27 protein-coding genes and 2 pseudogenes are annotated in these 25,576 nt (G+C 56.9%); 20 read left to right on the forward strand and 9 right to left on the reverse strand.

What is annotated here, in order from left to right:
• The 4 genes and pseudogenes from GPA_RS08070 to efp all read left to right on the forward strand — a co-directional run.
• Positions 1–259: pseudogene (locus tag GPA_RS08070) on the forward strand (3-dehydroquinate synthase); the annotation flags it as partial.
• Positions 256–684 carry a type II 3-dehydroquinate dehydratase gene (gene aroQ / locus GPA_RS08075; protein ID WP_041239309.1) on the forward strand — a complete coding sequence of 143 codons (429 nt, stop codon included), beginning with the start codon at positions 256–258 and terminating at the stop codon, positions 682–684. The pseudogene GPA_RS08070 and the gene aroQ, both read left to right, overlap by 4 nt.
• The gene (locus GPA_RS08080) at positions 665–1,846 is read left to right on the forward strand and encodes a M24 family metallopeptidase (RefSeq protein ID WP_015539557.1); all 1,182 of its coding nucleotides are present in this window, start codon (positions 665–667) and stop codon (positions 1,844–1,846) included. Before aroQ ends, GPA_RS08080 begins: the two co-directional genes overlap by 20 nt.
• Positions 1,847–1,925: 79 nt before the next feature.
• Positions 1,926–2,486, forward strand: a complete 561-nt coding sequence (efp, locus tag GPA_RS08085; protein WP_015539558.1) for an elongation factor P — start codon at positions 1,926–1,928, stop codon at positions 2,484–2,486.
• Positions 2,487–2,601: 115 nt separating this feature from the next.
• Here the strand turns inward: efp and GPA_RS08090 are convergent, their stop codons facing one another.
• The 6 genes from GPA_RS08090 to GPA_RS08115 all read right to left on the reverse strand — a co-directional run bounded on the left by GPA_RS08090 (position 2,602) and on the right by GPA_RS08115 (position 7,645).
• Positions 2,602–3,234, reverse strand: coding sequence for a tyrosine-protein phosphatase (locus tag GPA_RS08090; protein WP_015539559.1), 633 nt, complete (start codon positions 3,232–3,234; stop codon positions 2,602–2,604).
• A 25-nt stretch (positions 3,235–3,259) separates the two neighbouring features.
• Complete coding sequence (locus GPA_RS08095) at positions 3,260–4,186, reverse strand: CpsD/CapB family tyrosine-protein kinase (protein WP_015539560.1); 927 nt, start codon at positions 4,184–4,186, stop codon at positions 3,260–3,262.
• Between the two features lies 1 nt (position 4,187).
• Complete coding sequence (locus GPA_RS08100; protein ID WP_041239312.1) at positions 4,188–4,850, reverse strand: YveK family protein; 663 nt, start codon at positions 4,848–4,850, stop codon at positions 4,188–4,190.
• Between the two features lie 48 nt (positions 4,851–4,898).
• Positions 4,899–5,942 carry an LCP family protein gene (locus GPA_RS08105; protein ID WP_041239314.1) on the reverse strand — a complete coding sequence of 348 codons (1,044 nt, stop codon included), beginning with the start codon at positions 5,940–5,942 and terminating at the stop codon, positions 4,899–4,901.
• 142 nt (positions 5,943–6,084) lie between these two features.
• Positions 6,085–6,927, reverse strand: coding sequence for a class B sortase (locus GPA_RS08110; RefSeq protein WP_227115055.1), 843 nt, complete (start codon positions 6,925–6,927; stop codon positions 6,085–6,087).
• 160 nt (positions 6,928–7,087) lie between these two features.
• Complete coding sequence (locus tag GPA_RS08115) at positions 7,088–7,645, reverse strand: hypothetical protein (RefSeq protein ID WP_015539562.1); 558 nt, start codon at positions 7,643–7,645, stop codon at positions 7,088–7,090.
• Between the two features lie 783 nt (positions 7,646–8,428).
• Between GPA_RS08115 and loaP the strand changes: the two genes are divergently transcribed.
• The 14 genes from loaP (at position 8,429) to GPA_RS08165 (ending at position 22,468) form a co-directional block, all read left to right on the forward strand.
• On the forward strand, positions 8,429–8,953 hold the full coding sequence (gene loaP / locus GPA_RS08120; protein ID WP_015539563.1) for an antiterminator LoaP: 525 nt from the start codon (positions 8,429–8,431) through the stop codon (positions 8,951–8,953).
• A gap of 16 nt (positions 8,954–8,969) precedes the next feature.
• The gene (locus GPA_RS08125; protein ID WP_083808991.1) at positions 8,970–9,692 is read left to right on the forward strand and encodes a sugar transferase; all 723 of its coding nucleotides are present in this window, start codon (positions 8,970–8,972) and stop codon (positions 9,690–9,692) included.
• Positions 9,689–10,507: a glycosyltransferase family 2 protein gene (locus GPA_RS17395; RefSeq protein WP_083808993.1), complete on the forward strand. Its 819-nt coding sequence runs from the start codon at positions 9,689–9,691 to the stop codon at positions 10,505–10,507. The genes GPA_RS08125 and GPA_RS17395 overlap by 4 nt, the downstream gene beginning before the upstream one ends.
• Positions 10,508–10,510: 3 nt before the next feature.
• Positions 10,511–11,599 carry an EpsG family protein gene (locus tag GPA_RS08130; protein ID WP_015539564.1) on the forward strand — a complete coding sequence of 363 codons (1,089 nt, stop codon included), beginning with the start codon at positions 10,511–10,513 and terminating at the stop codon, positions 11,597–11,599.
• Between the two features lie 4 nt (positions 11,600–11,603).
• Positions 11,604–12,671, forward strand: coding sequence for a glycosyltransferase (locus tag GPA_RS17400; protein WP_083808994.1), 1,068 nt, complete (start codon positions 11,604–11,606; stop codon positions 12,669–12,671).
• Positions 12,672–12,674: 3 nt separating this feature from the next.
• The gene (locus tag GPA_RS17405) at positions 12,675–13,550 is read left to right on the forward strand and encodes an ATP-grasp fold amidoligase family protein (RefSeq protein WP_083808995.1); all 876 of its coding nucleotides are present in this window, start codon (positions 12,675–12,677) and stop codon (positions 13,548–13,550) included.
• A 16-nt stretch (positions 13,551–13,566) separates the two neighbouring features.
• A complete protein-coding gene (locus tag GPA_RS17410; protein ID WP_083808997.1) occupies positions 13,567–14,682 on the forward strand; it encodes a glycosyltransferase in 1,116 nt (371 codons plus the stop codon).
• A gap of 136 nt (positions 14,683–14,818) precedes the next feature.
• Positions 14,819–15,724, forward strand: coding sequence for an ATP-grasp fold amidoligase family protein (locus GPA_RS08145; protein WP_041239320.1), 906 nt, complete (start codon positions 14,819–14,821; stop codon positions 15,722–15,724).
• A complete protein-coding gene (locus GPA_RS17415; RefSeq protein ID WP_083808999.1) occupies positions 15,724–16,866 on the forward strand; it encodes a glycosyltransferase in 1,143 nt (380 codons plus the stop codon). Before GPA_RS08145 ends, GPA_RS17415 begins: the two co-directional genes overlap by 1 nt.
• Positions 16,859–17,635 carry a DUF2334 domain-containing protein gene (locus GPA_RS17420; RefSeq protein ID WP_167536623.1) on the forward strand — a complete coding sequence of 259 codons (777 nt, stop codon included), beginning with the start codon at positions 16,859–16,861 and terminating at the stop codon, positions 17,633–17,635. The genes GPA_RS17415 and GPA_RS17420 overlap by 8 nt, the downstream gene beginning before the upstream one ends.
• Positions 17,635–19,041: an O-unit flippase-like protein gene (gene wzx, locus GPA_RS18100; protein WP_156790970.1), complete on the forward strand. Its 1,407-nt coding sequence runs from the start codon at positions 17,635–17,637 to the stop codon at positions 19,039–19,041. The genes GPA_RS17420 and wzx overlap by 1 nt, the downstream gene beginning before the upstream one ends.
• A gap of 34 nt (positions 19,042–19,075) precedes the next feature.
• Positions 19,076–19,366 (forward strand): D-alanine--D-alanine ligase, encoded by a 291-nt coding sequence (locus GPA_RS17425; protein WP_083809002.1) that lies wholly within the window; start codon positions 19,076–19,078, stop codon positions 19,364–19,366.
• 229 nt (positions 19,367–19,595) lie between these two features.
• Positions 19,596–21,212 carry an NAD-dependent epimerase/dehydratase family protein gene (locus tag GPA_RS08155; protein ID WP_269446287.1) on the forward strand — a complete coding sequence of 539 codons (1,617 nt, stop codon included), beginning with the start codon at positions 19,596–19,598 and terminating at the stop codon, positions 21,210–21,212.
• Positions 21,213–21,259: 47 nt separating this feature from the next.
• Positions 21,260–22,468 (forward strand): nucleotide sugar dehydrogenase, encoded by a 1,209-nt coding sequence (locus GPA_RS08165; protein WP_015539569.1) that lies wholly within the window; start codon positions 21,260–21,262, stop codon positions 22,466–22,468.
• 81 nt (positions 22,469–22,549) lie between these two features.
• Here GPA_RS08165 and GPA_RS20095 read toward each other — a convergent pair whose 3' ends face one another.
• Positions 22,550–23,059, reverse strand: coding sequence for a helix-turn-helix domain-containing protein (locus GPA_RS20095; protein WP_231847606.1), 510 nt, complete (start codon positions 23,057–23,059; stop codon positions 22,550–22,552).
• Between the two features lie 84 nt (positions 23,060–23,143).
• Between GPA_RS20095 and GPA_RS20100 the strand changes: the two genes are divergently transcribed.
• On the forward strand, positions 23,144–23,440 hold the full coding sequence (locus GPA_RS20100) for a hypothetical protein (protein ID WP_231847607.1): 297 nt from the start codon (positions 23,144–23,146) through the stop codon (positions 23,438–23,440).
• A 494-nt stretch (positions 23,441–23,934) separates the two neighbouring features.
• Here the strand turns inward: GPA_RS20100 and GPA_RS08175 are convergent, their stop codons facing one another.
• Both GPA_RS08175 and GPA_RS08180 read right to left on the reverse strand, forming a co-directional pair.
• Entirely contained in the window at positions 23,935–24,165 is a 231-nt protein-coding gene (locus GPA_RS08175; protein ID WP_015539571.1) for a helix-turn-helix domain-containing protein, read from the reverse strand.
• Between the two features lie 119 nt (positions 24,166–24,284).
• Positions 24,285–25,187: a LysR family transcriptional regulator gene (locus GPA_RS08180; RefSeq protein WP_015539572.1), complete on the reverse strand. Its 903-nt coding sequence runs from the start codon at positions 25,185–25,187 to the stop codon at positions 24,285–24,287.
• Between the two features lie 203 nt (positions 25,188–25,390).
• Here GPA_RS08180 and GPA_RS08185 point away from each other — a divergent pair.
• Positions 25,391–25,576: pseudogene (locus tag GPA_RS08185) on the forward strand (DMT family transporter); the annotation flags it as partial.

The raw sequence follows: 25,576 nt of genomic DNA on the forward strand, positions 1-25,576 counted from the left end.
GGCGCTCGCGGGCGCGTCCCTCGAGTTCGTGGCCGCGCAGGACGACCTGCTCGACGCGCTGGGGCTTCCCGCGCTTGTCTGGTCGGCCGAACCTGCGGACCTGCTCGCCGCCATGAAGCGCGACAAGAAGGCGCGCCACGGCCAGGTGTGCTTCGTCCTTCCGCGGGATGTAGGCTCCTGGGAGCTGCGCGATGTGGACGACGCCGTCATCCTGGAGCACCTGGAGGCCTGGGCGCGCTCGAAGGAGGAATGCTCATGAAGCGGATACTGGTGCTGAACGGCCCGAACCTCAACCTGCTGGGCGTGCGCGAGCCCGACGTGTACGGCACGGTGACGCTGGCCGACATCGAGCGCGAGGTGGCGGCCTATGCGGCCGAGCGCGGCGCGACCGTCGATTGCTTCCAGTCGAACCACGAGGGCGTGCTCATCGACCGCCTGCATGCGGCGCGCGGCGTCTACGACGGCATCGTGTACAACCCCGGCGCCCATACCCACTACTCCTACGCGCTGCGCGACGCGGTCTCGTCCATCGACGTGCCCACCGTGGAGGTGCACCTCTCGGACATTTCATCGCGCGAGGACTTCCGCAAGGTCTCGGTCATCGCACCCGTGTGCATCGCCCAGATCAAGGGCAAGGGCAAGGAGGGCTACAAGGAGGCCGTCGATGTGCTGCTCGGCCGATAGCGCCGCCTGCGCCCAGACCGGCGCTTCTGCTTGCCGTCTGGACCGCCTGCGCGCCGCCTGCGCCGACGCCGGCATCGACGCATTCCTTGTGCGCGACACCTCGAACATCGCCTGGCTCACCGCCTTCGACGGCGTGTTCGACGACGAAGGTGCCCATGCGCTGCTCGTCACGCCGCGCGCCGCGGTGCTCCATACCGACTCGCGCTATGCCGACGCGGCCCGCGTCGCCGCCGCGGACGGTCCCGTCGCCGTCGACGATGCGCGGAAGACCCACGCGAAGTTCGTCGCCGACGCCCTCGGCAATCGCTGCGACGCCGCGAACGCCGAGGGCGACGCGCCTGCCGCCTCCCTCGTGCTCGGCATCGAGGACTCCCTCGCGCTCGGCGAGTTCCGCGCCCTCGAGGCCGCGCTCGTCGAGGCACCCGCCGAGGTACCGCGCCTGCACGAGACGAGCCGCTTCGTCCTCGACCTGCGCGCCGTCAAGGAGCCGTCCGAGGTCGCGCGCCTGCGCGCCGCCCAGGCCGTCACCGATGCCGCGTTCGCGCATATCGTCGCGTTCATGCGCCCCGGCATGACCGAGCGGGAGGTCCAGATAGAGCTGGAGGACTTCATGCGCCGCCACGGTGCCGAGGGCCTCGCGTTCCCCTCCATCGTGGCCACGGGCCCGAACGGCGCGAGCCCCCATGCCATCCCGGGCGCCACACGGCTCGAGGCGGGTCAGTGCGTCGTGCTCGACTTCGGGGCCCGTGCCTGCGGCTACTGCTCCGACATGACGCGCACCGTGTTCCTGGGCGAGCCCGACGAGCGCCTGCGCGCCGCCTACGAGGCTATCCGGCAGGCGAACGAGCAGGTGGAGGCCGCGCTGCGCCCCGGCGTCACCGGCAAGGACATGCACGAGCTGGCCGAGCGCGTGCTGGCGGACCACGGTTTCGCGGGCAAGATGGGCCACAGCCTGGGCCATGGCGTGGGCATCGACATCCACGAGGAGCCCAACCTCTCGCCGCGCAACCCACACCCGCTCGTTCCCGGCAACGTGGTCACGGTGGAGCCGGGCGTCTACCTAAGCGGCGAGTTCGGCATGCGCCTGGAGGACTTCGGCGTCATAACCCATGATGGTTTCGCAGTTTTCACCCAATCGACGCACGACATGGTTATAATATAGCGGCAAAATACCTGCGTGCCGCCGCCCCAGACGAGAGCAGTTCCGCGGTCGGCGCGAGCAATCGAAAGGAACCAAGGGAATGGCAATCTCTACCGCCGATTTCAAGAACGGCATGTGCATCGAGTACAACGGCAAGCTGTGCACCATCGTGGAGTTCCAGCATGTGAAGCCCGGCAAGGGCGGCGCGTTCGTCCGCACGAAGCTCAAGGACATCAAGACCGGCCGCGTCATCGACAACACGTTCAACGCCGGCGTGAAGGTGGAGTCCGTGCGCCTCGAGTCGAAGAAGCTCCAGTACCTGTACAACGACGGTGCCGACTTCAACTTCATGGACAACGACACCTACGAGCAGACGGCTATCCCGGCCGACGTGGTGGGCGATGCCTCCCAGTGGCTCAAGGAGAACGACGAGGCCACGCTGCTCTACGCCGGCGACGAGCTGATCAGCATCGAGCCCCAGATGTTCGTCGAGCTCGAGGTCACGCACACCGAGCCCGGCTTCAAGGGCGACACGGCCACGAACACGACGAAGCCCGCCACGCTCGAGACCGGCGTGGAGCTGCAGGTGCCCACGTTCGTCGAGATCGGCGACATCCTGCAGATCGACACCCGCGACGGCCGCTTCATCAAGCGCGTCTAGCCTGTTCCGTTGGCCTGTCGGCCGACAGGCCGATCCCCGGCACCAGGAGGCCTCTCTGATTTCGGCCCGAACCTGCGAGAAAGAAGACGCCGCCCCTCGGGGCGGCGTCTTTGCGCTAGTACTTCTGGGCGATCTTGATGGCTTTGCGGTAGTCTGCGTAGTCTTCCACGCAGTGGGCGTCCGAGGCAATGTAATCCACCAGGTCGTTCTCCAGCAGCTTGAGCGCCGCCCGCTTGCTGTTGCTGCGGAACCCGCCTGCGGCGAAGTTCCCCGACAACTGCAGCAAGCAACCCAGATCCTTCATCTCCTCGGCAATGCCGATGTCGTTTTGAACGGGCCGGTAGCGCTCCGGATGCGCGATGATGGGCTGGATGCCCTGCCCTTGGAGGTTGTAGATGATGCGCTGCCAATTCGGCGGCAGGCTGGCCACGCCGAACTCCAGCAGCAGGAGGTTGGTGCCCTCGAAGCAGAGGTGCGACGCGTTGTCGATGCCGAAGCTTATCAGGTTCTCCCAGTACACCTCGAAGCCCAACGTCATCTGAAAGCCCTGCGAATGCGCGAAGCGGCTAAGCACGTCGAAGTGGTCGACGATGCGCTGGTAGTCGAAGCGCGAGCCCCGGCAGTGGGGCGTGCAGACGATGTTGTCGATGCCCGACTTGCGGGCGGCGTTGAGCATGGCCTGCGACTCGGCGAAATCGTTCGACCCGTCATCGACGTCGAACAGGATATGGCAATGGAGGTCGAACATGGCGAGATGCGCTCCAGCTTCCGGCTTACGAGCGCGTCCGGTTCTTGTGGCGCGGCGTCTTGCTTCCCGGCGTCATGGCCTTGAACGCGTTGGGCGCGTAGGGATTGCCTCCCGCCACGGCCCCCTGCACGTCTGCCATGCCCGGGCGCGGCTGCGCTGCCGAACGCCCCGAGGACGCACGCCGGGGCGAGGTGTGCCCCTCCTGCTCCCAGGCCACCGGGTTGTTCAGGTCGGAAGGCATGGCGGCCGGCTCAAGGTCCTCCTTGTTCACGCGCTTGCCGTCCTGCGTGTAGTAGGCGTAGTAGTAGCTGCTCTCGTCATCGGTGCAGAACGTCATGACGGTGCCCAGGATGCGGGCATCGGCCACGCGGAGCTGCTGGGCGCACTTCGCCACGAGGGAGCGCTTCGTCTGGTTCTGGCGGATGACCAGCAGCGTGCCGTCCACCAGGCTGCTCAAGATGGCGGCATCCACGAACAGCGACACGGGGGGCGTGTCGAAGATCACGTAGTCGAACGAGTCGCGCAGCTTGTCCACCAGCGACGCGAAGCGCTTCGTGCTCAGGATGTCCGCGGGGCTCGGGATGTTCGGCTCGGCGTCGAGGAAGTACAGGTTCGGGATGTGCGTCGGCAGGATGGCATCGTTGAGCGAGGCCGAGCCCGAGAGGGCGGCGTACAGGCCGCTTGTCGGGTGGATATCGAGCAGCTTGCCCAGGGAGCGGCGGCGCATGTCGGTCTCCACGATGAGCACCTTCTTGCCCGCCGTGGCGATGGCGTTCGCAAGGTTCGTGGACACGATGGTCTTGCCCTCGTTCTGCTCCGAGGAGGTGACCACGATGGTCTTCACCTTCTCGTCCACCGAGGCGAAGCGGATGTTCGCCAGAAGCGTTTTCGACGCGTTGGAAAGCTGCGGATGCTCGAAGCGCGCGAGGATCTTCTTGCTCTTCTTGGCCATGTTAGTTCCCCTTACCCTTCAGCGCGGGCATGCGGCCCAGGACGGGCAGCCCCAGAAGCTCCTCGGCTTCCTCGGGGCTCTTCACGGTGGTATCGATGAGGTCGAGCAGCACGATAAGGGCCACGGCGAAGAACAGGCCTGCCAAGAAGGCGACGGCGGTGTACATGATGCGGTTCGGGCCCGAGGGGGCGTTGGGAACCTGGGCGGCATCGACGATGTTGACGGCCTTGAGCTCCATGACCTCCACGGCGGTGTCGGCCGTCTGCTTGGCCAGCTCGTTGGCAATCTGCGCCACGGCCTCGGGCTTCTTGCCCGTGACGCTCAGCGTGATCACGCGGTTCGTGGTGGCCGAGGTCACCTTGATGTCGTAGCCCTTGAGCGTGCTCATGCCCAGCGACTGGGCGGTGGCGTCGATCACGCGGTTCGACTGGGCCATGACGGCGATGTCGTTCGCCAGCTGCTGGCTGGCCGTGGTATCGCTGCTCGTGATGTTCGAGCTCTGCTCGTCGGTTTTGTTGAGCACGTAGAGCGATACGTCGGACGTGTAGTCGTTCGACATGAATCCCCAGCAGTAAATGGCGGTGGCTCCCGCGAAAACGAGCGGGAACACGACGACCAGGTACCACTTCTTCCGAAGCAGGTGGAGCAGTTCTAGCAAGGTCACGGGTTATCTCTCCTTATAAGCCCAGGTACCGCGTTTCCAGGTCGAATGCTAGTCGACCTGACGGTAGTACACGTCCAAAACCGTCTCGTAGACGGCATTCTTGTCGAGGTAGTACTCGGCGTATTTCTCGCCCTGCTGCATCTCGCCCGGGAGCGTGGTCACGTTGAGGCTCGTGATGCCGCTCGAGAGCACCGAGGTGGCCAGGTAGCTGAACTCGCTGACGCCCAGGTTGGTGATAGAATACCCGTTCGCCGTGTTGAACAGGTCCAGCAGCGTGCCCACGTTGCCCTGCGCCATGCTGAGCGCCTGGGCGGCGAAAGCCTTGATGTACTGCACCTGGCGTGCCTGGCGGTCGAGCGAGGACGTGAGCACCGACGTGTCGCGCCATTGCACGTAGCGCAGCGCGTTGTTGCCGAACAGCACGGTGTCCTGCCCCTCCACGATGCCCGTGTTGGGGATGCTCTGCAGCGGCGTGAGCGCCACGCCGCCTATGGCGTCGTTCAGCGGGCCGACGCCGCTCAAGTCGAGTGCGAAGTAGTAGGAGATGGGCATGTTGTACAGTACGCGCGAGGCCACGGTGGTGGTGTACTGGCAGCTGGTTTCCCTGCCGTCGCCGTAGCTGTACGCCAGGCACAGCTGCATCTTGTCAAGGCCGATGAACGCGCTGCCCACGAATTCGCCCACTTCCACCATGCTGTCGCGGGGAAGGCCGATGGCGGTGGCCTCGCCGGTTTTCGTATCGAGCGCCATCACCATGACGGCGTCTGCTTGGCCGGCCTTCTCGCCCACCTCGGCGGGTGCCGTGCGGTCGAAGCCGATGATGCAGATGGAGACCATGTTCTCGTTCAGCGCATAGGTGTGGCCGTTGTATTTGACGGTCTTGCCCTCGTCGTAGGCTACGGCGTTTTCGGCGGTTTGGATGTCCTCGGCTTGGGAGGCCTCGTGGATGGCGCCTTCGCCGGCTTTGATGGTGCTCATGACGCCCCAGGCCGTGCCGCCGCCCACCAGGGCCACCACGACCAGTACGACAAGCGCGACGCGAATGCGTTTCTTGCGTTTCGAGTGGCTTCGCTTGCGCTTGCGGATCAGCACTTCCTGGTTCTGGGAGGCCGCCTGCTGGGCAAAGAACTCGGACGAGTCGGCTCGCCCTTCCGTTGGCTGACCCGCCGTCTGCTGGGGAGCCTGGGTGGAGGGGGATCCGCTTCGAGGCGCACGCGAGGGCGGCGTCGGTCGGTTAGTAGGTCGGTTGGTCATCTATTAAAACTCCAGTAACGATGTAGCGGCTGGTTGTGTGGTTGGTGTCGCTCATGCAGGTGCTCAACTGCACTATTTTATCATCAATTGACAGTTCCGTGTCGCTTCGGGTGTTAACCAGCAGAGAATCCGGATGCATGACGAAGTTGAAGTATTCCTGGCGCACCGTCGGATCGGAGAGGTTGTAGGAGTTCAGGATATGGCGGTCGTCGTACAGGTAGGCCGAGACAACGCGGTAGGTGAGCGCATGCCCCGGCGTGTAGATATACAGCGTGTCATGCTCGTTGAAGAAGTCCTCGTTCTCGAAGTAGTGCAGGGTGGAGAACATGGTGCCGTTCTGCAGGTTGTGGCCGTAGAGCACCGTCACGGGGTCGCTGAAATCGGTGTTGTTGGCCATCTCGGTGTAGATGGCTCCCTCGATGGCGTAGTCGCCGTCTTTGTTATGGTCGAGGTAGAGGAAGTCGTTCGTGGCGCTCTGCAGCACAGGGAGGTTCACATCGGTGCCGGGAACGTGGATCCACGCGTAGATATCGGGGTTCTCCTGCTTCAGCGACGTGAAGTCGATGGGGTTTTCCACCCGGTTGTCGGCGGTATCCTGTGCGGGTTGCTCCACCACCGGTTCCGGCGTGTTCTTCATCTCCTCGGCCACGCGGTCGAGCTCGGCTTGCTGCCAGATCAGATAGCCGCACCCGGCGGCGACGCCGCACAGGAGAAAGGCGAGGAGCACCGCGAGGATGATAATGGAGCGCTTCTTCTTCCTCGCCTCGAGGGGGCTGGCGGCCTTCGCGTGCTTGGGCTGGAGGTCGTCGCTTCGTTGTTCCAAAGGCGCTTTCGGCATAGGAAGGACCGCTCGCTTTCGTAAAGGTGTTTCGTACCTCAAGTGTTGAGGCTATGGTAGCAAACCGTTTGCCCATAGAAGAAGAGACCTGTTGTAAAACAGGTCTCTTCGATACAAGTTCTATATAAGACTTGCGGTGTGCTTGCTACTCGGTGACCTTCTTGCGCAGGGCCACGAAGACAGCGCCGGCGGCGATGGCCGTCACGACGGTGGCGCCGGCAACGGTGCCGAGGTCAACGCCGGTCTGCGGGGAGGTGGAACCCGTGTTGGCGTTAGCTGTCGAACCCGCAGCGCCGATGGCGATGGAGAAGATGGACAGTTTGTCAACATGGATTGCGATGGTGCCATCAGCGGCAACCGTACCCGTCAAAGTCTCGGTCGTACCGTCCGTATGCTGCACGTAAACCGTGTAAGCGTAACCGGCGTACTTGGCACCAACGTTGAACGTAAGGTCGACGTTGGTGGCGTCGCCCTTAACTTCGAAAGAAGCAACGATATCGGTGCCGGCAGGAACGTTGCTGGCCTTCGCGGAGGTAGAAGCCACGCTCTCGATAGTGCCAGAACCAGCCTTGACGACAGCGCTCACACCATTGTCGCCCGTGGCGGTGCCATTGTTGCTCGGGCTCGGGGCTGCCCATGCAAGCGTCGGAAGCGCAAGCATGAGAGCTGCAGCACAAGCAATCGCTACAATCCTCTTCTTCATTAAATCCTTCTTTCCTTGGGTGCTCTTCACGCGAACACAGTTTTACAGCCTTACCCTTCTGAATGATAGCGGCCGTTCGACGCGTTTGTCAATGAGAAATTGATCTTTTGCCTCGTAAACGTAGTAATTCCTCTTTAGCGGGGCGTTCTTCGTGTTGTGCAACAAAGAGGCTCGCCAACGGTTGCGGGCAGCTTGCCGGCGTCAATGGTGGAAAAAAAAGGGGGGGGGGTCGGCTTGCGGATTCTCCATACGACAACCATATAAGACCGGTTCGTACAACCGTTCTGAAATTGTTGGTCGAGGAAAAGCGGGGGGGGGGGCTTGACCGAGGAAAAACGACTCCTGGAAAAAGAATCTTCACATTTGGCGTTGCTAAACTGTAAACCTCAACCTATCATTTATAATGACAACCGCCAGTTTTATCAGGGAATACATAATCTTTTGCTATGCATTTGAAGTTGTATTCCCATGGCGGCTGGTAAAAGGCCGGTTTTGGAATGCCTGCGTCCTCGTAGGGACGTGCTTTCCAAAACGACGAAGCGAATCCGCGGAAATCATCAAAGGGCTGCGCGAGCGCAAGCTGATCGTGCGGGCCCCTCCGCTTCTTTCGAGTCGTTCCGGTCGTGGCGGTTGAACCGCCGGGCATATCTTACAAGCGAGGGATCGTCGCTGGGTGCGCGTCTCGTTGCGAGTAGGAGGATGAATAACGTTGTCGTTTCGCATCGCCTTTCGGCGCATGACGAAGCCTTACCTTTGTAGAGGCCCTTCGGCAGGAGGCTGGCTATGTGGTATGTCGTGCAGGTCGTCGGCGGCAGGGAGCGCCGCGTCCTCCATCTGGTGGAGCAGCTCGTCGATGACGACGTGCTGCAGGAGTGCTTCATCCCCCAGTACGAGATCATGAAGAAGACCAAGGGCGAGTGGAAGCGCCGCTCCGAGATCCTGCTTCCCGGATACCTGTTCCTTATTACCGATAAGGTTGACCAGGCCGCGGACGAGCTCCGCAAGGTTCCCGCGTTCACCAAGCTCCTGGGAAACGACAACGCGTTCATTCCCCTTAACGCAGATGAGATAGCCTTCATCGATTCCTTCACGACCAAAGACCACCGCGTGGTGGAAATGTCGGAGGGCGTGATAGAAGGCGACGAGATCAGCATAACGAAAGGCCCGCTGGTCCACCAAACCGCCCTGGTCAAGAAGATCGACCGCCACAAGCGCCTGGCATACGTGGAAACAACGATGTTCGGCCGCAAGCTGAACCTCAAAGTCGGACTAGAGATTGTCAGAAAACACAGGAATATATCAACTTGACGAAACTGCTGCCGCTATGGCGGCTGAGACGGCTCTACCGGGGGACGATTTCTGCCTTGAGGACGATCCGGTCGATTCAGCTGGAGACCGCATGGCTGCCCGCCTGCATCCGGGCATTGAAGTTCGTCCGCCCCTCTCGCGTATTCCAAGCAAATCATATGCACACGTAAAACGCGCCTTCGACATCGTATTCTCGGCCCTGGGCCTCGTGGCCCTGTCGCCCGTGCTCGCCGCCTGCGCGGTGGCCGTGAAGGCCACCTCCCAGGGGCCGGTGCTCTTCAAGCAGAAGCGCTGGGGTCGGGCGGGGAGCCGCTTTGAGTGCTGGAAGTTCCGCACCATGCTCGTGGAGACCCCGCCCGACATGCCCGCCCAGGATTTCGCCGACAAGGCGGCGTTCATGACGCCGGTGGGCAACTTCCTGCGGAGGTGGTCCCTCGACGAGCTCCCGCAGCTCGCGAACATCCTCAAGGGCGACATGTCGATCATCGGGCCACGCCCCGTCATCATCCGCGAGCGCCGGCTCATAGACCTGAGGATCCCGCTCAACGCCGAGGCTGTGCGCCCGGGACTCACCGGCTGGGCCCAGGTGAACGGCCGCAACCTCGTCTCCGACGAGGAGAAGGCTTTCCTTGACGGCGAGTACGTGGCCAACATGTCCCTCGCCTTCGACGCGAGGGTGTTCTTCAGGACGATCTCCGTGGTGTTCAGCCGGCGCGGTGTGGACAGGGAAGCAAGATGAGCACTATCGCCGGTCTTGTTTCGGTAATTATGCCTAATTATAACTGTGAAGCTTATATAAGCGAATCAATAGAATCCGTACTATCGCAAAGCTATTCGAATTGGGAATTGATAGTTGTCGATGACTGCTCATCCGATAACTCGGCAGAGGTTGTCAAAGCATTTTGTGACGCGAGTCCGAAAATTCATCTAGTAGAGTTAGCTGAAAACACAGGAGCAAGCAATGCAAGGAATGAGGGGATTTCCCTTGCGCAGGGGGAATACATTGCATTTCTTGATAGCGATGACATTTGGCTTCCCGAAAAGCTTTCAATGCAGGTTCAATTTATGAAAGAGAATTTCTGTGCATTCAGCTGTGCGTCATATGCGGTTATTTCTGAAGATGGAGCAAACAAAGGTGTCGTAAAGAAGCCGCCGGGAAGCGTTGGGTACCACAGATTGCTATATCTAGGGGATTCGATAGGGAATTCCACGGCTGTTTATAGTCAGCGGATGCTTGGGAAATGCTACGCACCCAGCATTAAGAAGCGAAATGACTACGCATTATGGTTAAGCATCCTTCGAGAAAATGACGTAAAGGTTTACGGCCTTCGGGAAGTAGTTGCCAATTATCGGGTGCGCGAGGGTAGTCTATCGTCCGGCAAACGCAATCTTCCAAAATGGCAGTGGCATCTCTACCGAGAAATAGAGCATCTTTCCATCGCGTCAGCGGCACTAGCTTTTGTTATTTGGGCACTAAGCAAATCCATTGGTTATGGCGTGGACAAGCTGCTCGAATTGAATTTCAATAGAAGCGGCGCATTGAAAGTCGAATAGGCAATGTATGTCCTGCTTATAAACGCTGCCCTGATTGCTATCTACGGTCCTATTGTGTCAAGCAAAAGCAAGAAGGTTTGTGTAACGCTTATCGGCATTCAGCTGTTTTTGCTCCTGGCCCTTCGAGCCGAATCGTATGGGCCCGATGCTGAGATTTATGCTGCGGGGTATAGATATATTTCAAGCCTCACCTTTTCTCAAATGCTTGGTGCCCTTAATCCCAATATTCTCGACAACGCGAACTTGATATACCCATACGACTTCGAAAATGGATGGGTCGTTTTAAACTGGCTACTTGCTTCTTTAGGGTTTAGCTATCAGGGATTAATTGTATTTCTAGCGGCAGTTACATCGTTCTCGTTCTGTTTCTTTTCTTTACGTTATTCAGATACGCCTTGGTTTACTCTATTCATTTTGAGCACCATGAATTTTCTCTGGTACTCGATTTCGATATTGAGACAGACGCTCGCTTTATCGATTTTTCTATTCGGCATCATCTATATCGTCAAGCGAAAACCCATCAAATTTATGTTGGTTATACTTTTGGCGATGATGTTTCATAGAGCAGTTATATTGGCGGCTTTGCTGTATCCGCTATCTAGAACCAAGATGACAAAGAGGAAGCTCACATATATTTTTATTGCGTTCGTTGTGCTATGTGCGCTTTCCGCTTTTGTGTTGCCAGAAGTTCTGAAAATGATTCTCGGCGTATTTGGAAAAGAGGGGCTTGCTTTAAGTTTCTCATGGAATAGTCTCATCACTTTGCATATAGTGATCGTCGTCGCGATCCTACTTCTGTTCGATGTAGATAAAATGACTGAAGAATTTAATGCGAACCTTTCATTGTGCGGAGTAGCTGCAAGTCTCCTCTTTTGTTCGGTATCGCTAAATAATGAAGTTCTAGCGCGTGCTGATGAATATCTTTGGATATTTGTCAGCCTTCTTATTCCAGTCTGTTTAAGGCAGGCTGATCCACGACTAGCTGTTTTAGGCAAAATGGGCGCGATCTGCTTACTATTGCCTTTCCTTGCGTACCAGATATATGGAACAACTCTCGATCCGTACATTTTAATATTCGGACCGATTTTTTAGTTCTATGAATGTCAATCCGAAAGTATTATTCGTAGCTAATAAATTTGGAGGTGGCGGTGCGGAGAGGGTTACGTCTATTCTCTGCAACCACTTCTACGCTAAAGGCTACCGTTCGGGTGCCGTGTCTATAGACGAAGATCATTGTTCTTATGAATTGAGCCAGGGCGTAAAGATGTACGGTTGCCAGCCATGCCGCCAAAAGCATATCAATATAATTAAAAGGTTACATTTGATTAAAAGAGTCCTATCGGAGTTTGATCCCGACATAGTTGTTGCTCTTGGCCGCCCCATGAAATACGTACTGGCGGTTACTCGCGGAATGCAAGTCCAAACCGTTGCATCCGAGCGGAATTATCCGCCTTGCATTTATTCTGAAAGGGAATTTTGTGATTGCGTTAAGAATTATGAGCGAGCCTCACGGGTAGTGTTCCAAACCGAAGAAGTCCAACAGCTTTTCCCGACTGATATTGTAAGCAAATCTAAAGTCATACCGAATCCTCTTGTGACTGCGTTGCCGGAATATGGTGGTCCTTGCAGCAAAAGAATAGTCACCGCAGCGCGTCTTGAGCCGCAAAAGAATCTGAGGCTCCTCATTGACGCATTCAATCTTTTTCGTGAAAAAGTGCCAGGCTATTGTTTGGACATATTCGGAGATGGCTCGCTGCGCTTTGAGCTGCAGCAGCATATCAATTCTTTGCAGTTGGAGGACAGAGTCAAGTTGCGCCCATACTCCGATGATGTTCATTCTGAAATACGCGATGCGGCCATATTTGTGAGCTCTTCTGATTTTGAAGGAATGCAAAATTCGCTCATGGAGGCAATGGCGATGGGGATTCCTTGCGTTGCAACCGACTGCCTTGGTGGGGGAGCTAGGTTATTAACAGAAGGTGGGCGACGTGGACTGCTTGTCGAGCGTGGAAATCGAAAGGCGCTAGCGGAAGCGATGATAGCGGTAGCAGTTGATCGAAAACTTGCAGAGGTACTCTCATGCGAAGGAAAAAGCATTGCTTGCGAAAAACACCAGCTTGAGATATTAAACGCATGGGAACAATTTCTAGTATATGGATACTAAGTCATGACTGAGGTATTTAAAAAACTCTATTGCTGCTTTTATCAGCATGTATGCGCAAAAAATGGTGAAGCATATGCAAAACGAATGGATGCTCGAATTCGTTTTGGCAGGAAACTCAATTTGGATCACCCGGTATCTTTGGCGGATAAGATCATCTGGCTTGAGCTCAATAAGCAAAGTAGCCTTAAAGTTGATTGCACTGACAAATATCTAGTTAGAGACTATCTCAAGATTAAAGAGATGAGACAGTACTTGATTCCTCTATGCGCGGATCCATGGTTTTCTGAGGCGGATATTAGCTTTGATGGTCTTCCAAATCAATTCGTAATGAAAGCGACACATGGTTGCAAAATGAATCATATTTGTCTTGATATGGCCAACACGAAAAGAGAAGAACTTTTCTCGCTTGCAAAAACTTGGTTATGCTCAAACTATGTCGGTGCTTACTTCGAGCCCCATTATCGCAAAATCAAACGCGGTGTTATTTGCGAAAACTTGATAGCCTCGCCAGACGAAATCGTCGACTACAAAATACATTGCATAAATGGCAACCCGGAATTCATTTTAACGTGCTGTGATCGCTCTACGGAATTGAAGCTCGGTCTATATGATTTGAATTGGCGAAAAATCGACGGATTGACCTCCGGAACTTTAACCGCAGAAGTTAATAAGCCAGAAAACTTGGATGAGATGATTCGCGCATCGAAAAGACTCAGCGAGGATTTCGACTTCGTAAGGGTTGATTTGTATGAAACTAAGGGGCGCATATATTTTGGAGAATTGACTTTTACTCCTGCGTCAGGTGTTCTTCCGTACTTTACGGATGAATTTTTAAAAGAACAAGGGGAAAAACTTGTCATTTCGTCTTTGGTGAGTTGAGAAAGTGAACAAGAGGATGACAATAGGATTGATTGGCTGCATCGACCCTGAGGAAACGCTATTTGACGGCCAGACGATTAAGACGCGAACCATTTACAAGTTGCTTGTAGACAGGTATGGGGCATCGGCTGTTAAGTGTGTTGATACCAGGCAGTATAAGCTGAGGCCCTTTTCGGTAATTGCCGATCTCATTTCCTGTCTTTTTACCTGCGATGACATGATTGTTCTCCTTTCTTCGAATGGACGAAGGGTTTTCTTTCCCGTTCTGAGCGTTGCTGCGAGAACCATGAAAAAAAGAATCTACCATAATCTCATTGGCGGAAGGCTCGCTGACGAGCTCCAGCAAAATCCCCGATATATGAGGTATCTGAGTTCTTTTGCAGTTAATTGGGTTGAAAGCCGGAAGCTCGAAGAGCGCTTGACTCGTCTCGGATTGGCAAACGCAAGATATCTTCCGAACTTCAAAACACTGCACCCTGCTGATTTGAATGAAGTGAAACAAATGGAGTTCAGCGAGCATCCTCCCTATCGAATGTGCACTTTTAGTCGAGTAACAGAGAAAAAAGGAATCAACGAAGCGTTGTTGGCAATTACGCAGCTTAATGAAAAAGTGGGGTTCTCCCCACGGCATGATGGTTCTTCCGGCGCATCCGATTCTGCTTTCGCAACTTTAGATATTTATGGGCCTATTGACGATGCTTATAAAGATGAGTTTGAGGTTGCGCTAAAAAGCTGCCCTTATGCCAAATATAAGGGAATCGTTGCCCCAGAGTCGTCCGTCGAGGTGATCAAGGATTACTATGCGCTGCTCTTTCCCACTAAATGGGCCGCAGAGGGCATGCCGGGCACAATAATTGATGCCCTTTCGGCGGGTGTACCAATTGTTGCCAGTAAATGGCCTTACTATTCGGAGATGCTTGAGGATGGTGTTACAGGTTTTGGTTACGATTTCGATAAACCAGAGTTGCTTCTCGAGGCATTGGAGAAGCTTTTGCTCGGAGAGGTGGAAATTGAGACAATTAGAACGAACTGCCTCAATCACTCTCGAAGCTATGCTCCTAACTTGGTATTTGGCGAGATTGTAAGGGTTATAGAAGAAAACATGGATATAAATTTCTCGAAAAGCATCTGAGATTTGCGCATGCGCTAGATGAGGGACATTTTGACAATCAAAGAAACTGCCAACAAATTATCGAACTACATCAGTAGCCGTCGCAGATATATTTGCTCGTTACCTCAAAGGGTTTTAATCGAAAAGGATTCTAAGCGTGAGTGTCTTCAGAAAATATATTGACAACCCAAGGCTGCTGTATTGCCTTGCTACTGCTAAAGGTCTAACGCGTTGGATTTCCGATGAGTTGCATCTTAAGATGATGTACAAAGCGCTATTCGGCGTTGCTCCCGATCTCGACAACCCACGGTCCTTCAATGAAAAAATGCAATGGTTGAAGCTGCACAATCATGTGGAGAGCTACTCTAAAGTGGTCGATAAGCTTGCGGTTAAGGATTGGGTAAGCGAGAGGGTTGGCCGAGGCTATGTTAACGATACGTATGCTGTTTGGCAGGACGTGGATGATATCGATCCGTCTGTATTGCCCAAGCATTATGTGCTTAAAACAAATCATGACTGCGGGGGTGTAATCATTTGCAATAACCCCGACTCGTTTGATATTGCTTTAGCGAAAGAAAAGCTTCGCAGGCACTTGAATGCTAATTATTACTGGGGTTCTAGAGAATGGCCTTATAAAAACGTGAAGCCTCTAGTGTTTGCAGAGGAGTACCTAGAGCGCATCGAGTGGGAGTATCAGACGTGGAACAGTTATGGTGATGTTAAGGCTATTGGGGTTATCACAGAACCTCACGGATGCAACAAAAAGAGATTCTACGATGCTGAGTGGAGAGAATGCCCCTTCGTTTCGTCATTGCCTAAACTAGAGGAACCGGTCGAAGCGCCTGTGGAGCTGATGCAGATTATCGAGCTGTCGCGTAATTTGTCTCAAGATTTTCCCTTTGTCAGAATTGATTTCATTAAGACGCGAGACGGCTTGCTTCGCCTGTGTGAAATGACTCTATTCCCGGCAGGAGGATTCGTCAAATGGCAGCCGCCTGAGTGGGATATGCAAGCTGGCTCTTGGATTGACCTCTCCCGTTGCGATTACTCTGGAGTCTTGTAATGGCAGATGTTCTGGTTGCTGTCGGTGGGATGGACTTAGGCGGCATAGAGACATTCATTATGAATGTCTATCGCAAAATTGATCCGGGTTTCGTCCGCTTTGACTTCTTGCTTCCGCATGACCGCAATTATTTCTTTGCTGATGAAATCCGTGATCGAGGCGGTAGATTGTACTTCATCGACGAGAGCAGGAAGCATCCCATTAAAATGCGAAAAAAGCTCGATGCGTTTTTCTGTGAACACTGTTATGACGTAGTATGGGAAAACAAGGGCTCCTTGAATTCTATGGCAATATTGTTTGCGGCAAAACGTAGCGGGGTTCCTCGCAGGATACTGCACTCCCACGCTAGCACCTCGTCTGTTTTCGATATCAGGTCGGCGATGAACTATGCAATTCACTCCGTAAACAGACGTAGGATTGGGGCGGCAACTGATTTCTACGCTTGCTCCCCTGAAGCGGCCGATTGGTTTGGGTTTGACCGTTCGGGGAAAGCTGTTAAATGGAAGTTTGTGCCGAACGGCATAGATGTCGCAAGGTTCGCTTTTGATGATGAGAAGCGCAATCGTGTGCGAGATGCGCTTGGTTTCGGGGTTGAAACTTTTGTTGTCGGCAATGTTGCGCGCCTGGTTAGTGTAAAAAATCATATATTTCTATTAGAGTCCTTCGCTTTTCTCCAATCGAGCTGCTCAAAAGCAAGGCTGCTGTTAGTGGGATCCGGCCCAATGAAGGCGGAGATAATAGCAAAGGCTTCGGAGTTGGGGATCTGGGAGAAAGTGACTTTGCTGGAGGATCGGATGGATACGGATGAATTGTATTCAGTGATGGATGTTTTTGCCTTTCCCTCAAAAGCGGAAGGACTTGGGCTAGCTCTGATTGAGGCTCAGGCTGCGGGGCTTCCCTGTGTCGTTTCGAAAGGCGTTCCTTCTAGAGCTCTCATTTGCGAAGGGTGTCAGGTTGTTGATCTGGCCGACGGTGCTACAAAATGGGCTGATGAGATCAAGCATGTTGCGACGTTTGGACGTAACTCAAAAGGCCCTGAAAAGGTGAGGAATGCTGGTTTTGACATTGCCCGTGTAGCGGCAGATATTCAAGCTGATTTTATCCGCGTCACAAAAGACCAGAAAAGGGGTTTTGGTGTTTAAGCGCGCGGTGATAACGGTTAGGATAGACGATATCTGCCCATGGAACGATATTGAGAAGGTTCAGGAAGCTGTTTCGGCGGTGGAAAGCTGTGGGGTTCGGGGGCTCTTGGGAGTCGTTCCAGCCTGTGCCGATCCAGACTTGCGTAAAAACGACTTCAATCCACATTTTTGGGAGTGGCTTCGCGGCATGAAAGACAGGGGTTGGTCCGTCGCCCTTCACGGCTACGCTCACCATCTCGATTCGGACGGAAAATCACTCATTACATCTGGGACAAAGAGTGAGTTTGCTGGGAAGCCGTATGGTACGCAATTTGAATTGCTAGAAAAAGGAGAGCGGATACTAACCGAGCATGAGCTTGAAACAGATATTTTCTTTGCGCCGGCGCACTCCTTTGATTCGGTAACTCTCGAAGCGCTGAAAGAAGCGGGCTTCAGGTACGTTTCCGACGGTCGCTCTATGCATTGTTATATACGTAAGGGCATCAAGCATATTCCGTGCCGCAGCTACGGCATGCCAAAGCACCCGAGAGGCATTGTCACGCTGGCGCTTCACCCTTGCGAGGATAAGCCATTAAAGCCCTGGCTAGACTACATAGAGAGATGGCGACAGAGCTTGGTCGACTTTTCTTCGCTGCTCGATTCGCCATGTCGCAACATCCTCGGACCTTTAGAGGAGAAAGCTTTCCTTGCGTGGCGGAGCAGCTTGAAACCCGGGTTGCAAAAAATGAGAGACAGCTTTGCTGATTGCTGTGATTCTGGAAATCATTGATGCAGATATATTCAAAGTCGAGCGATTTCATTTGGAATTACAGTGGCCTCTTTTTTAAAATGGCAGGTCAGCTGCTTTTGCTTCCTATGGTTTTGTCGATGCTCCAAGATGATCTGGTGGGTTTGTGGTATGTGTTTCTGGCTGTCAACAGCTTCGTAACCACTTTCCAGGCTGGTTTCGGCCCGACCTTCGGTCGCAACGTTGCTTTTTGCTGGAGTGGCAGCACGGCGTTTCTTGTGGAAGGAGCTCCTAAAGTTGATGGGGGCGAAGTGAATTTCCCTGTGTTGCGAGCGCTAATTGGCTCATGTAAACGCATATATCGGATGATTGCTTTTGCTGTGTTGATCGGAGTTGCCTCTCTCGGAAGCCTATATGTCGTATCTGTTTCCGAGGGGTTGACGCCTGCTCAATACACTGCTGCTTGGGTAGTTTTTTGCATTGGCGTTTTTGTTAACGTTCTATATACCTATTGGGATTCGTTCTTAAGGGGAATAGGCGATTTTGCGGGTGTGAATAAAGCTATCATTGTCTCTAGCCTTACGCAGATTGCTGTTATAGCGGTTATGCTGTTATTAGACTTGGGCCTTCTCTCGTGCGCGGTAGGTTTTCTGGTTCAGGGCTTAGTGTTTCGCTTCATGTGTAAACTGTTTTTCTTTCGTGCGGAGGGTATGAGGGAGGGGCTCGGAGGCGCCCCGACGCCAACGAGGAGCGAAGTCTGTGAGATTGGGAGAGCGTTATCGGTTAACGCTTTCAAGGATACGGCTGTTTCTCTTGCGAACTATGCCGTTACGACATCAAATACGCTCCTGTGCGCTGCATTCATCGGATTGTCGGAGTCCTCTGTCTTCTCAGTGACCCTTCAAGTGCTGAATGCCTGTGTGAATTTGAGCACGGTTGCTCTGACAACTTATTCTCCATCGATGCAATCGGCATATGTAAACGGTAACAAGGAGCTTGGGCGTAAGCTGGCGGGGAAGTGTCTAGTCAGTTTCTATGCTCTCTATTCGGTTGGTTTCACGCTGGTCCTGTTTGTTTGCATGCCGGTGCTTGGCTTGTTTAAGCCAGGAATCGATTCGATGCCCCTCCTTACTATTTCTTTAGGTCTCTACCTGCTGCTCTGGCGTCATCATTCGCTATGTGCAACGCTTATCTCCAATACAAATCATGTTCCCTACGCAACTTCTTTTGTCTTTTCGGCTGTGCTGGGAGTCGCTCTCTCAGTTGTTTTTCTTATTTTAAGTGGCGGCAGTGTGCTTGGTTTAGTAGCTGGGCAAGCCATTGCCCAGCTTGTTTACAACAACTGGAAGTGGCCTCACGAGGCGGGGCGGCTATACGATACCACGTATCCGTGTCTGTTGCGTGCAGGGGTAAAAGCATTCACTGCCAGATTTAAGAGAAGTCGATAGCATAGAAGCGTCAACAAAGATAATTGCGGTTGTTATGAGCGGCAAGAACTCGGATCGGGAAGTATCGTTTTCTTCTGGGCAATGCGTTATGAGTGCTTTTGAAGAGTTGGGCTACGCCGTTGGGATGGTGGATCCTGCGACGTATGCCGGAATAAGGCGTTTGGCGGATGGCGGTTTTGACTGTGTATCCCTTTGCCTTCATGGTGTGTATGGCGAGGATGGGTGTATCCAAGGGCACCTTGATTTAATAGGCCTCCCGTATACGAGCTCTGATGTGCTTAGTAGTGCGCTGGCAATTAATAAGGCTATGGCTAAAGTTATTTGATCCCCCAAGCGCTTCTGGGCTTCCACGTTTGCGGGGCTCCTGGCCATGTCTTTAACGCTTGCGCTATGCGCCGTTCTCGTTTCGGACCATCTTGCCTGCACGGTGATATCGGTGGTCGTGACTGTTTCGGTTTACGCGACGGTTGGCATCGTCTGCCGCAACGAGATGGTTTTGCTGCTGGCGCGCAAGGTTTTTCCAAATTAAAGAAGGAAAGGTAGAGGGGTGTTCTATGCCTAAAAGGAAGGATAGTGCGCAGGCGTTGATCCTCGTAACTGGAGCAGCCGGCTTCATCGGGGCGTTCCTCTGCAGGTGCTTGCTCGAGGAGGGTGATGCGTGCGTCGTCGGGTTCGACAACGTTAACGACTACTACGACGTCGGGATCAAGGAGGGCCGGCTGCGGATGCTCGCCGAGGCGGCGGGCGGGTCGCCGGAGGATGCCGACGTGGACGGCTTCTCCTGCGGGCGCTTCGAGTTCGTGCGGGGAGATCTCGCCGACGAGGCGGCGGCCGAGGCGCTCTTCGAGCGAGCGTGCCCCGACGTCGTCGTGAACCTGGCCGCCCAGGCGGGGGTGCGCTACTCCATCGAGAACCCGCGCGCCTACGTCGACTCAAACCTCGTGGGCTTCTTCAACGTGCTGGAGGCGCGCCGCAGGCATCCGGTCGGGCACCTCGTGTACGCGTCCTCGAGCTCCGTCTACGGCGGCAACGAGAAGGTGCCCTTCTCCGAGGAGGACCGCGTGGACTCGCCGGTGTCCCTCTACGCGGCCACCAAGAAGTCGAACGAGCTCATGGCCCACGCCTACTCCAAGCTCTACTCGATCCCGGCGACGGGCCTGCGGTTCTTCACTGTCTACGGCCCCATGGGCCGGCCCGACATGGCCTACTTCGGGTTCACCGAGAAGCTCGTGCGCGGCGAGTCCATCAAGATCTTCAACATGGGCGACTGCATGCGCGACTTCACCTACGTCGAGGACGTGGTGGAGGCCGTGGCGCGCGTCATGGGGAACCCGCCCGAGGTAGGAACCGGCCCCGACGGGCTGCCCTTGGCTGCGCACCGCGTGTACAACGTGGGCAACTCGAGCCCCGAGAGCCTCCTGGACTTCGTGGACACGCTGCAGCGCGTGCTGGTGGAGGAGGGAATCCTGCCCGAGGACTACGACTTCGAGGCGCATCGCGAGCTCGTGCCCATGCAGCCGGGCGACGTGCCGGTCACCTTACGCCGACACCTCGGCGCTCGAGCGCGACTTCGGCTTCAGGCCCTCGACGCGCCTGGAGGACGGGCTGCGGGAGTTCGCCCGCTGGTACAAGGGGTATTGCGGGAAGCGGGGCAAGTTGTGAGCAGCGCGTTCCTCGAGGACAGGCGGCGATATGGCGACGGGGGGGGGGTGCTGACTTGCCACGAGCTTCGCTTTCTCTGGGTTCTCCGCAGGCTGCAGGACGGCGGGGGCGTCTTGCTGAAGCTCGTCCACAGGCGCATGTTGCGGAAATACGGGCTGGAGATCCCCGCCGCAGCGACCATCGGAGGCGGGCTGTACCTCGGCCATGCCTTCAACATCACCGTCAACCCGGCGGCGGTCATCGGCAGGAACTGCAACTTGCACAAGGGCGTGACCATCGGCCAGGAGAACCGCGGCAAGAGGAAAGGGGCGCCGCGCATCGGGGATCGGGTATGGATAGGCGCAAACAGCACGGTGGTCGGGAACGTCAGCATCGGGACGGACGTGCTGATCGCTCCTAACAGCTATGTGAACTGCGACGTTCCCTCGCACAGCATCGTCTTGGGGAGTCCTTGCAAGATCATTCCGAGGGCGAATGCGACGGAAGGGTACATCAACAGCCGGGTATAGCGTGTTTTGTTGGGTTCAAGAACTTTGACAACGGAAGAGGTAAAGGCATGAGGATAGCGGTCGCGGGCACCGGGTACGTGGGGCTGTCGCTGGCGGTGCTGCTGGCGCGGGGGAGCGAGGTCGTGGCGGTGGACGTCGTCCCCGCGAAGGTCGAGGCGCTCGCCAGGTGGGAGAGCCCCATACGGGACGCCGAGATCGAGGAGGCGCTCGCCGGGGCCGCCTCGGGGGAGCGCCCGCTCGCGCTCTCGGCGACGCTGGACGCGGGGGAGGGGTATAGAAACATCGACTTCGCCGTCGTGGCGACCCCCACCGACTACGACCCGGCGCGCAACTTCTTCAACACCTCGAGCGTGGAGGCGGCCGTGGCCGCCATCCGCGCGGCGAGCCCCGAGGCGTGGATCGTCGTGAAGTCCACCGTCCCCGTCGGCTACACCGCGCAGCTGCGCGAGCGCCTGGGCGATCGTCGCATCCTCTTCAGCCCCGAGTTCCTGCGCGAGGGGAGGGCCCTCCACGACAACCTCCACCCCTCCCGCATCATCGTGGGCGCCGACGAGTCCGACCCGGAGTCCATGGAGGCAGCCCGGCGCTTCGCGAACCTGCTCGCCGAGGGCGCGGAGGACGAGGCCCCCGTGCTCGTCATGGGCTCCACCGAGGCCGAGGCCGTGAAGCTCTTCGCCAACACGTTCCTCGCGCTGCGCGTCGCCTACTTCAACGAGCTCGACACCTACGCGAGCTCCCGGGGCCTGGACGCCGCGCGCGTCATCGAGGGCGTGTGCCTGGACCCCCGCGTGGGCTCCCACTACAACAACCCCTCCTTCGGCTACGGCGGCTACTGCCTGCCCAAGGACACCAAGCAGCTGCTCGCGAACTACGCCGACGTGCCGCAGAACGTCATGGGCGCGGTCGTGGATGCGAACCGCACCCGCAAGGACTTCGTGGCCGACCAGGTGCTCGAGCGGGCCTCGGCGCTGGAGGAGCCGCTCGTCGGCGTCTACCGCCTCACCATGAAGACGGGCTCGGACAACTTCCGCGCCTCGTCCGTGCAGGGCGTCATGAAGCGCGTCAAGGCCAAGGGCGTGCCCGTCCTCGTCTACGAGCCCACCCTGAGCGCTCCCGAGTTCTTCGGCAGCGAGGTCACCCACGACCTCGAGTCCTTCAAGGAGCGCGCGGGCGTGATCGTCGCCAACCGCTGGAGCGACGAGCTCGCCGACGTGGTGGGGAAGGTGTACACGCGGGATCTGTTTAAAAGAGACTAAGCTGTGAAAATTGGAGGAGCGGCAGCGGAGACTAGCAGATTCCTTTTTGCTCTAGTTGGAGGATATTTACAGTAAATGCGCTTATTGGGAAAGCACGCCTCGGGTGGTGCCGGCGGCTACGCTTTCTATGATCCTCGCTAAGGCTTCTTGGGCGGCTCGTCCTTTGCTGAGGAGGTCGGCTCCCTCGGGGGTGACGAGGTATCCGAGCGTGTCGCATCCGTGCTCGGCATTGGCACCCTGCTTCTGCCGGAGCAGGTTCTTCTCTACGAGCAGGTTGACATAATCGAGGAAGTCGCATTCGGTGCAGACGAGGTCCTGCGGGGTGGCGAGCTCTCCTGAATTGCATGCTTTGAGGATATCCATATAGCGCTTCCTGGCATCGTAGCGCTTCCTGCCCGTGACGCGGTACCGCTTGACAGGGAGGCCCTCCACGAGCCATCTTCCTTCCTTCTTGACGGCGTTCGCAATCGTCCCCTCCCGGCACCATTTTTGGACGGTGCCTTGCGACCTGCCGAAGAACTCGGCCATTGCCTGCGTGTCCATGATGCGCTCGGAGCCCTTCGCCAAAGACCCTTCTTGGTTTTCCTGCATGCTTCGCTCCTTGCGTCTCGGGTATCGTACCCGCTTTTCCTCTTGGTAGTGCCTTTTCAGGTTGGCCAAGGCGCTTTCGAGCTCGTGGGCCTCTACGTGCAGCGTTTCGCTCTGACGGGCCAGCTTGAATCCGTTCGGGAAACGTTCGGCCAGATGCTTTTCGATAACGACATTCGACCGTTCGACGCCGATGCCGCCGCCGTGCACGAACGCCGCATGGATGGGTGCCGGGACGGCCGAGAGCGTCTTGCCGTTGGAATGCTCGTGCCACACAAGGCCGCGCTCTCTCATGCGCTCTCGGATCGCATCCGTGCTGCATCCAAGTTCGCAAGCCTTCTGCTTTTCCGCGCTCCGAAAGTTGTGCCGCCGGCTTTCCGCTGAAAACCGTTCTAGGTCGACATGGCCGATCACGGCGTCTTCAAAGGGGGAGAAGTCCGGCTCCCGGTTTCGGTACGCCACGCTTGCCGTTCCGTACTCCCTCTCCATGAGCGCGTTGAGATCCGCTCCCTGATGGTCTTCCCGCCGTTGCTCCGATAAGACACGACGGCGTCGTCGGACAAGCGGAAGGCGCTGTTCCCCGGCGGGCCACTCCAAGTTCCCGCGGTGGGGAGGGGCAAGGTGGTGACGCTGGCGCTCGCTGCGGCGATCCTCACGTCATCGACCGTGAGTTCGGGCTCGCATGCATGCGGCGCGCCTAAGCGGTTTCTACCATCGGCCATCGCATATCCCCTTGGGCGCGTTTCCTCATGGTCTCGATGCTTGGCCCTGGTAGTCCAGGCCCTTGCTTGCAACGATGCGGGAATGGGGCACGTTGCCATGCGGCGACAGTGATGCCACGAGTCGCAGCACGGGGCATTATCCAGGTTGCGCTCGCGTTATTCTCCAAAGAACTCCGAGTCGAAGAACTCGGCAAGCGACACGCCGAGGCCTTTGGCTATCTTCTCCAGGTTGACCGCGGCCACGTTGCGCTTGCCGGTCTCCACTTCGCCGAAGTAGGAGCGCGACATGCCTATGAGATTGGCGAACTCCTCTTGGCTCACCCCGCGCTCGGCACGCAGCTCCTTGATGCGCAGGCCTATCTTGCTCCGGATGTCGTAGTCGTGCATGCCGTCCCCTTCCGCCTTTTCCTCCCATGATTCCCCAAGGCCCGCTATAAGTTGACTCGCTATGGGCGGCATTCTGCGGGGTCGGGCGAATCGGGGGAACGTGCGGGAGGGGAGCGCCCCTAGCGGGTGGGAGGCGCGCCTTTGACGCGCTCTTCCCCAACCCACGCCTGCGCAACCTCCACGAACGCCCTTGCTGCGGCGCTGGCCTCGTCGCCGGGGCGCAGGCAGAGGGCTATCTCGCGGTCGACGGGAACCTCGGGCGGCAGGGCGGCCAGGGGGAAGGGGGCGTCCTTCAGGATGAGGGAGGGCAGGACGCTGAAGCCCAGGCCGGCGCTCGCCAGCGACATGACGGCGTAGTCGCTCACGATGGAGAACCTCACCCGCGGCTCGGCGCCGTTGGCACGGAAGACCTCGTCCATCTCGGACGACGCACCACTCTCCAGCCTGATGTAGGGCTCGGTGGACAGGGCGGATGCGGGGAAGAAGGGCGCTCCTGCCAGCGGATGGTCGGGCGCCACGGCCACGAGCAGCGGGTCGCGTGCGAGGTGCACGGTGCGCAGGTTCCGTTTGACGGGCAGCACGGCGAAGCCGACGTCGTAGTCGCCCCGCCACACGGCCTCCTCGAGCTCGGCCTGGTCGTCGATGCAGGCGAGGTCGAGCTCGACTGAGGGGTGCAGGCGCCCGAACTCCTTGGCGATGCCGGGGAGCCATTGGATGGCCGTGCTGGTGAAGGTGGCCACGCGCACGTTGCCGCCCTCGAGGTGGCGCAGGTCGGCCGCACGGGCATGCAGCCGGCGCTCGGCGTTGCAGACGTCCTGGACGAGCGGGGCCAGGTCCGCGCCCTCGGCGGTGGGCCGCACGCCTCCGTAGTCGCGCACCAGCAGGGTGGTGTCCAGCTCCTTCTCCAGCGAGTTCACAAGATAGCTCATGCCGGCCTGCGTGTAGCCCAGCTCGCGTGCGGCCTCTTTGAAGCTGCCGGTCTCCACAACCTTCAGGAACGCCTCGTATTTCTGGTTGGCCATGGTTTTCGACCCCTTCTCGCGAAGTCATGATCGGTAGAAACAAGAAATTCTTACAATTCTTTAAAGAAAGTCTCGTTTTACTTTCAATTGGACTAAGCATACCATAGGTGCAATCCGGAACAGAGACCGAGGGCCCTGCCAGGCGACAGGGCGTTGCCTTGCACGGTCAAACGACGGGGCCGAAGCGAGAGAGGAGGCGGGACGTGGCGCGCATCATGGACATACGCGGGATCTGCATTGCGAGCGTCGTGCTGCAGACCGTCATCTTCGGCTCCGGTAGCGCCTTCACGAAGCTCGCCTACGAGAGCATCTCGCCCCTGTGGGCGCTCGCCATCCGCTTCGGGCTGGCGTCGGCGGTGTTCGCCGTGCTGTTCGGGCCGCGCATCGTG

It is taken from the genome of Gordonibacter pamelaeae 7-10-1-b, assembly GCF_000210055.1.
Classification (GTDB): domain Bacteria; phylum Actinomycetota; class Coriobacteriia; order Coriobacteriales; family Eggerthellaceae; genus Gordonibacter; species Gordonibacter pamelaeae.

What these genes read in the sequence shown, in the direction of transcription:
- aroQ (WP_041239309.1), top strand. Translation starts at nt 256, where the DNA reads ATGAAGCGGATACTGGTGCTGAACGGCCCGAACCTCAACCTGCTGGGC.
- GPA_RS08080 (WP_015539557.1), top strand. Translation starts at nt 665, where the DNA reads ATGTGCTGCTCGGCCGATAGCGCCGCCTGCGCCCAGACCGGCGCTTCT.
- efp (WP_015539558.1), top strand. Translation starts at nt 1,926, where the DNA reads ATGGCAATCTCTACCGCCGATTTCAAGAACGGCATGTGCATCGAGTAC.
- GPA_RS08090 (WP_015539559.1), bottom strand. Translation starts at nt 3,234, where the DNA reads ATGTTCGACCTCCATTGCCATATCCTGTTCGACGTCGATGACGGGTCG.
- GPA_RS08095 (WP_015539560.1), bottom strand. Translation starts at nt 4,186, where the DNA reads ATGGCCAAGAAGAGCAAGAAGATCCTCGCGCGCTTCGAGCATCCGCAG.
- GPA_RS08115 (WP_015539562.1), bottom strand. Translation starts at nt 7,645, where the DNA reads ATGAAGAAGAGGATTGTAGCGATTGCTTGTGCTGCAGCTCTCATGCTT.
- loaP (WP_015539563.1), top strand. Translation starts at nt 8,429, where the DNA reads ATGTGGTATGTCGTGCAGGTCGTCGGCGGCAGGGAGCGCCGCGTCCTC.
- GPA_RS08125 (WP_083808991.1), top strand. Translation starts at nt 8,970, where the DNA reads ATGGCGGCTGAGACGGCTCTACCGGGGGACGATTTCTGCCTTGAGGAC.
- GPA_RS17395 (WP_083808993.1), top strand. Translation starts at nt 9,689, where the DNA reads ATGAGCACTATCGCCGGTCTTGTTTCGGTAATTATGCCTAATTATAAC.
- GPA_RS08130 (WP_015539564.1), top strand. Translation starts at nt 10,511, where the DNA reads ATGTATGTCCTGCTTATAAACGCTGCCCTGATTGCTATCTACGGTCCT.
- GPA_RS17400 (WP_083808994.1), top strand. Translation starts at nt 11,604, where the DNA reads ATGAATGTCAATCCGAAAGTATTATTCGTAGCTAATAAATTTGGAGGT.
- GPA_RS17405 (WP_083808995.1), top strand. Translation starts at nt 12,675, where the DNA reads ATGACTGAGGTATTTAAAAAACTCTATTGCTGCTTTTATCAGCATGTA.
- GPA_RS17410 (WP_083808997.1), top strand. Translation starts at nt 13,567, where the DNA reads ATGACAATAGGATTGATTGGCTGCATCGACCCTGAGGAAACGCTATTT.
- GPA_RS17415 (WP_083808999.1), top strand. Translation starts at nt 15,724, where the DNA reads ATGGCAGATGTTCTGGTTGCTGTCGGTGGGATGGACTTAGGCGGCATA.
- wzx (WP_156790970.1), top strand. Translation starts at nt 17,635, where the DNA reads ATGCAGATATATTCAAAGTCGAGCGATTTCATTTGGAATTACAGTGGC.
- GPA_RS17425 (WP_083809002.1), top strand. Translation starts at nt 19,076, where the DNA reads ATGAGCGGCAAGAACTCGGATCGGGAAGTATCGTTTTCTTCTGGGCAA.
- GPA_RS08155 (WP_269446287.1), top strand. Translation starts at nt 19,596, where the DNA reads ATGCCTAAAAGGAAGGATAGTGCGCAGGCGTTGATCCTCGTAACTGGA.
- GPA_RS08165 (WP_015539569.1), top strand. Translation starts at nt 21,260, where the DNA reads ATGAGGATAGCGGTCGCGGGCACCGGGTACGTGGGGCTGTCGCTGGCG.
- GPA_RS20095 (WP_231847606.1), bottom strand. Translation starts at nt 23,059, where the DNA reads ATGCAGGAAAACCAAGAAGGGTCTTTGGCGAAGGGCTCCGAGCGCATC.
- GPA_RS08175 (WP_015539571.1), bottom strand. Translation starts at nt 24,165, where the DNA reads ATGCACGACTACGACATCCGGAGCAAGATAGGCCTGCGCATCAAGGAG.
- GPA_RS08180 (WP_015539572.1), bottom strand. Translation starts at nt 25,187, where the DNA reads ATGGCCAACCAGAAATACGAGGCGTTCCTGAAGGTTGTGGAGACCGGC.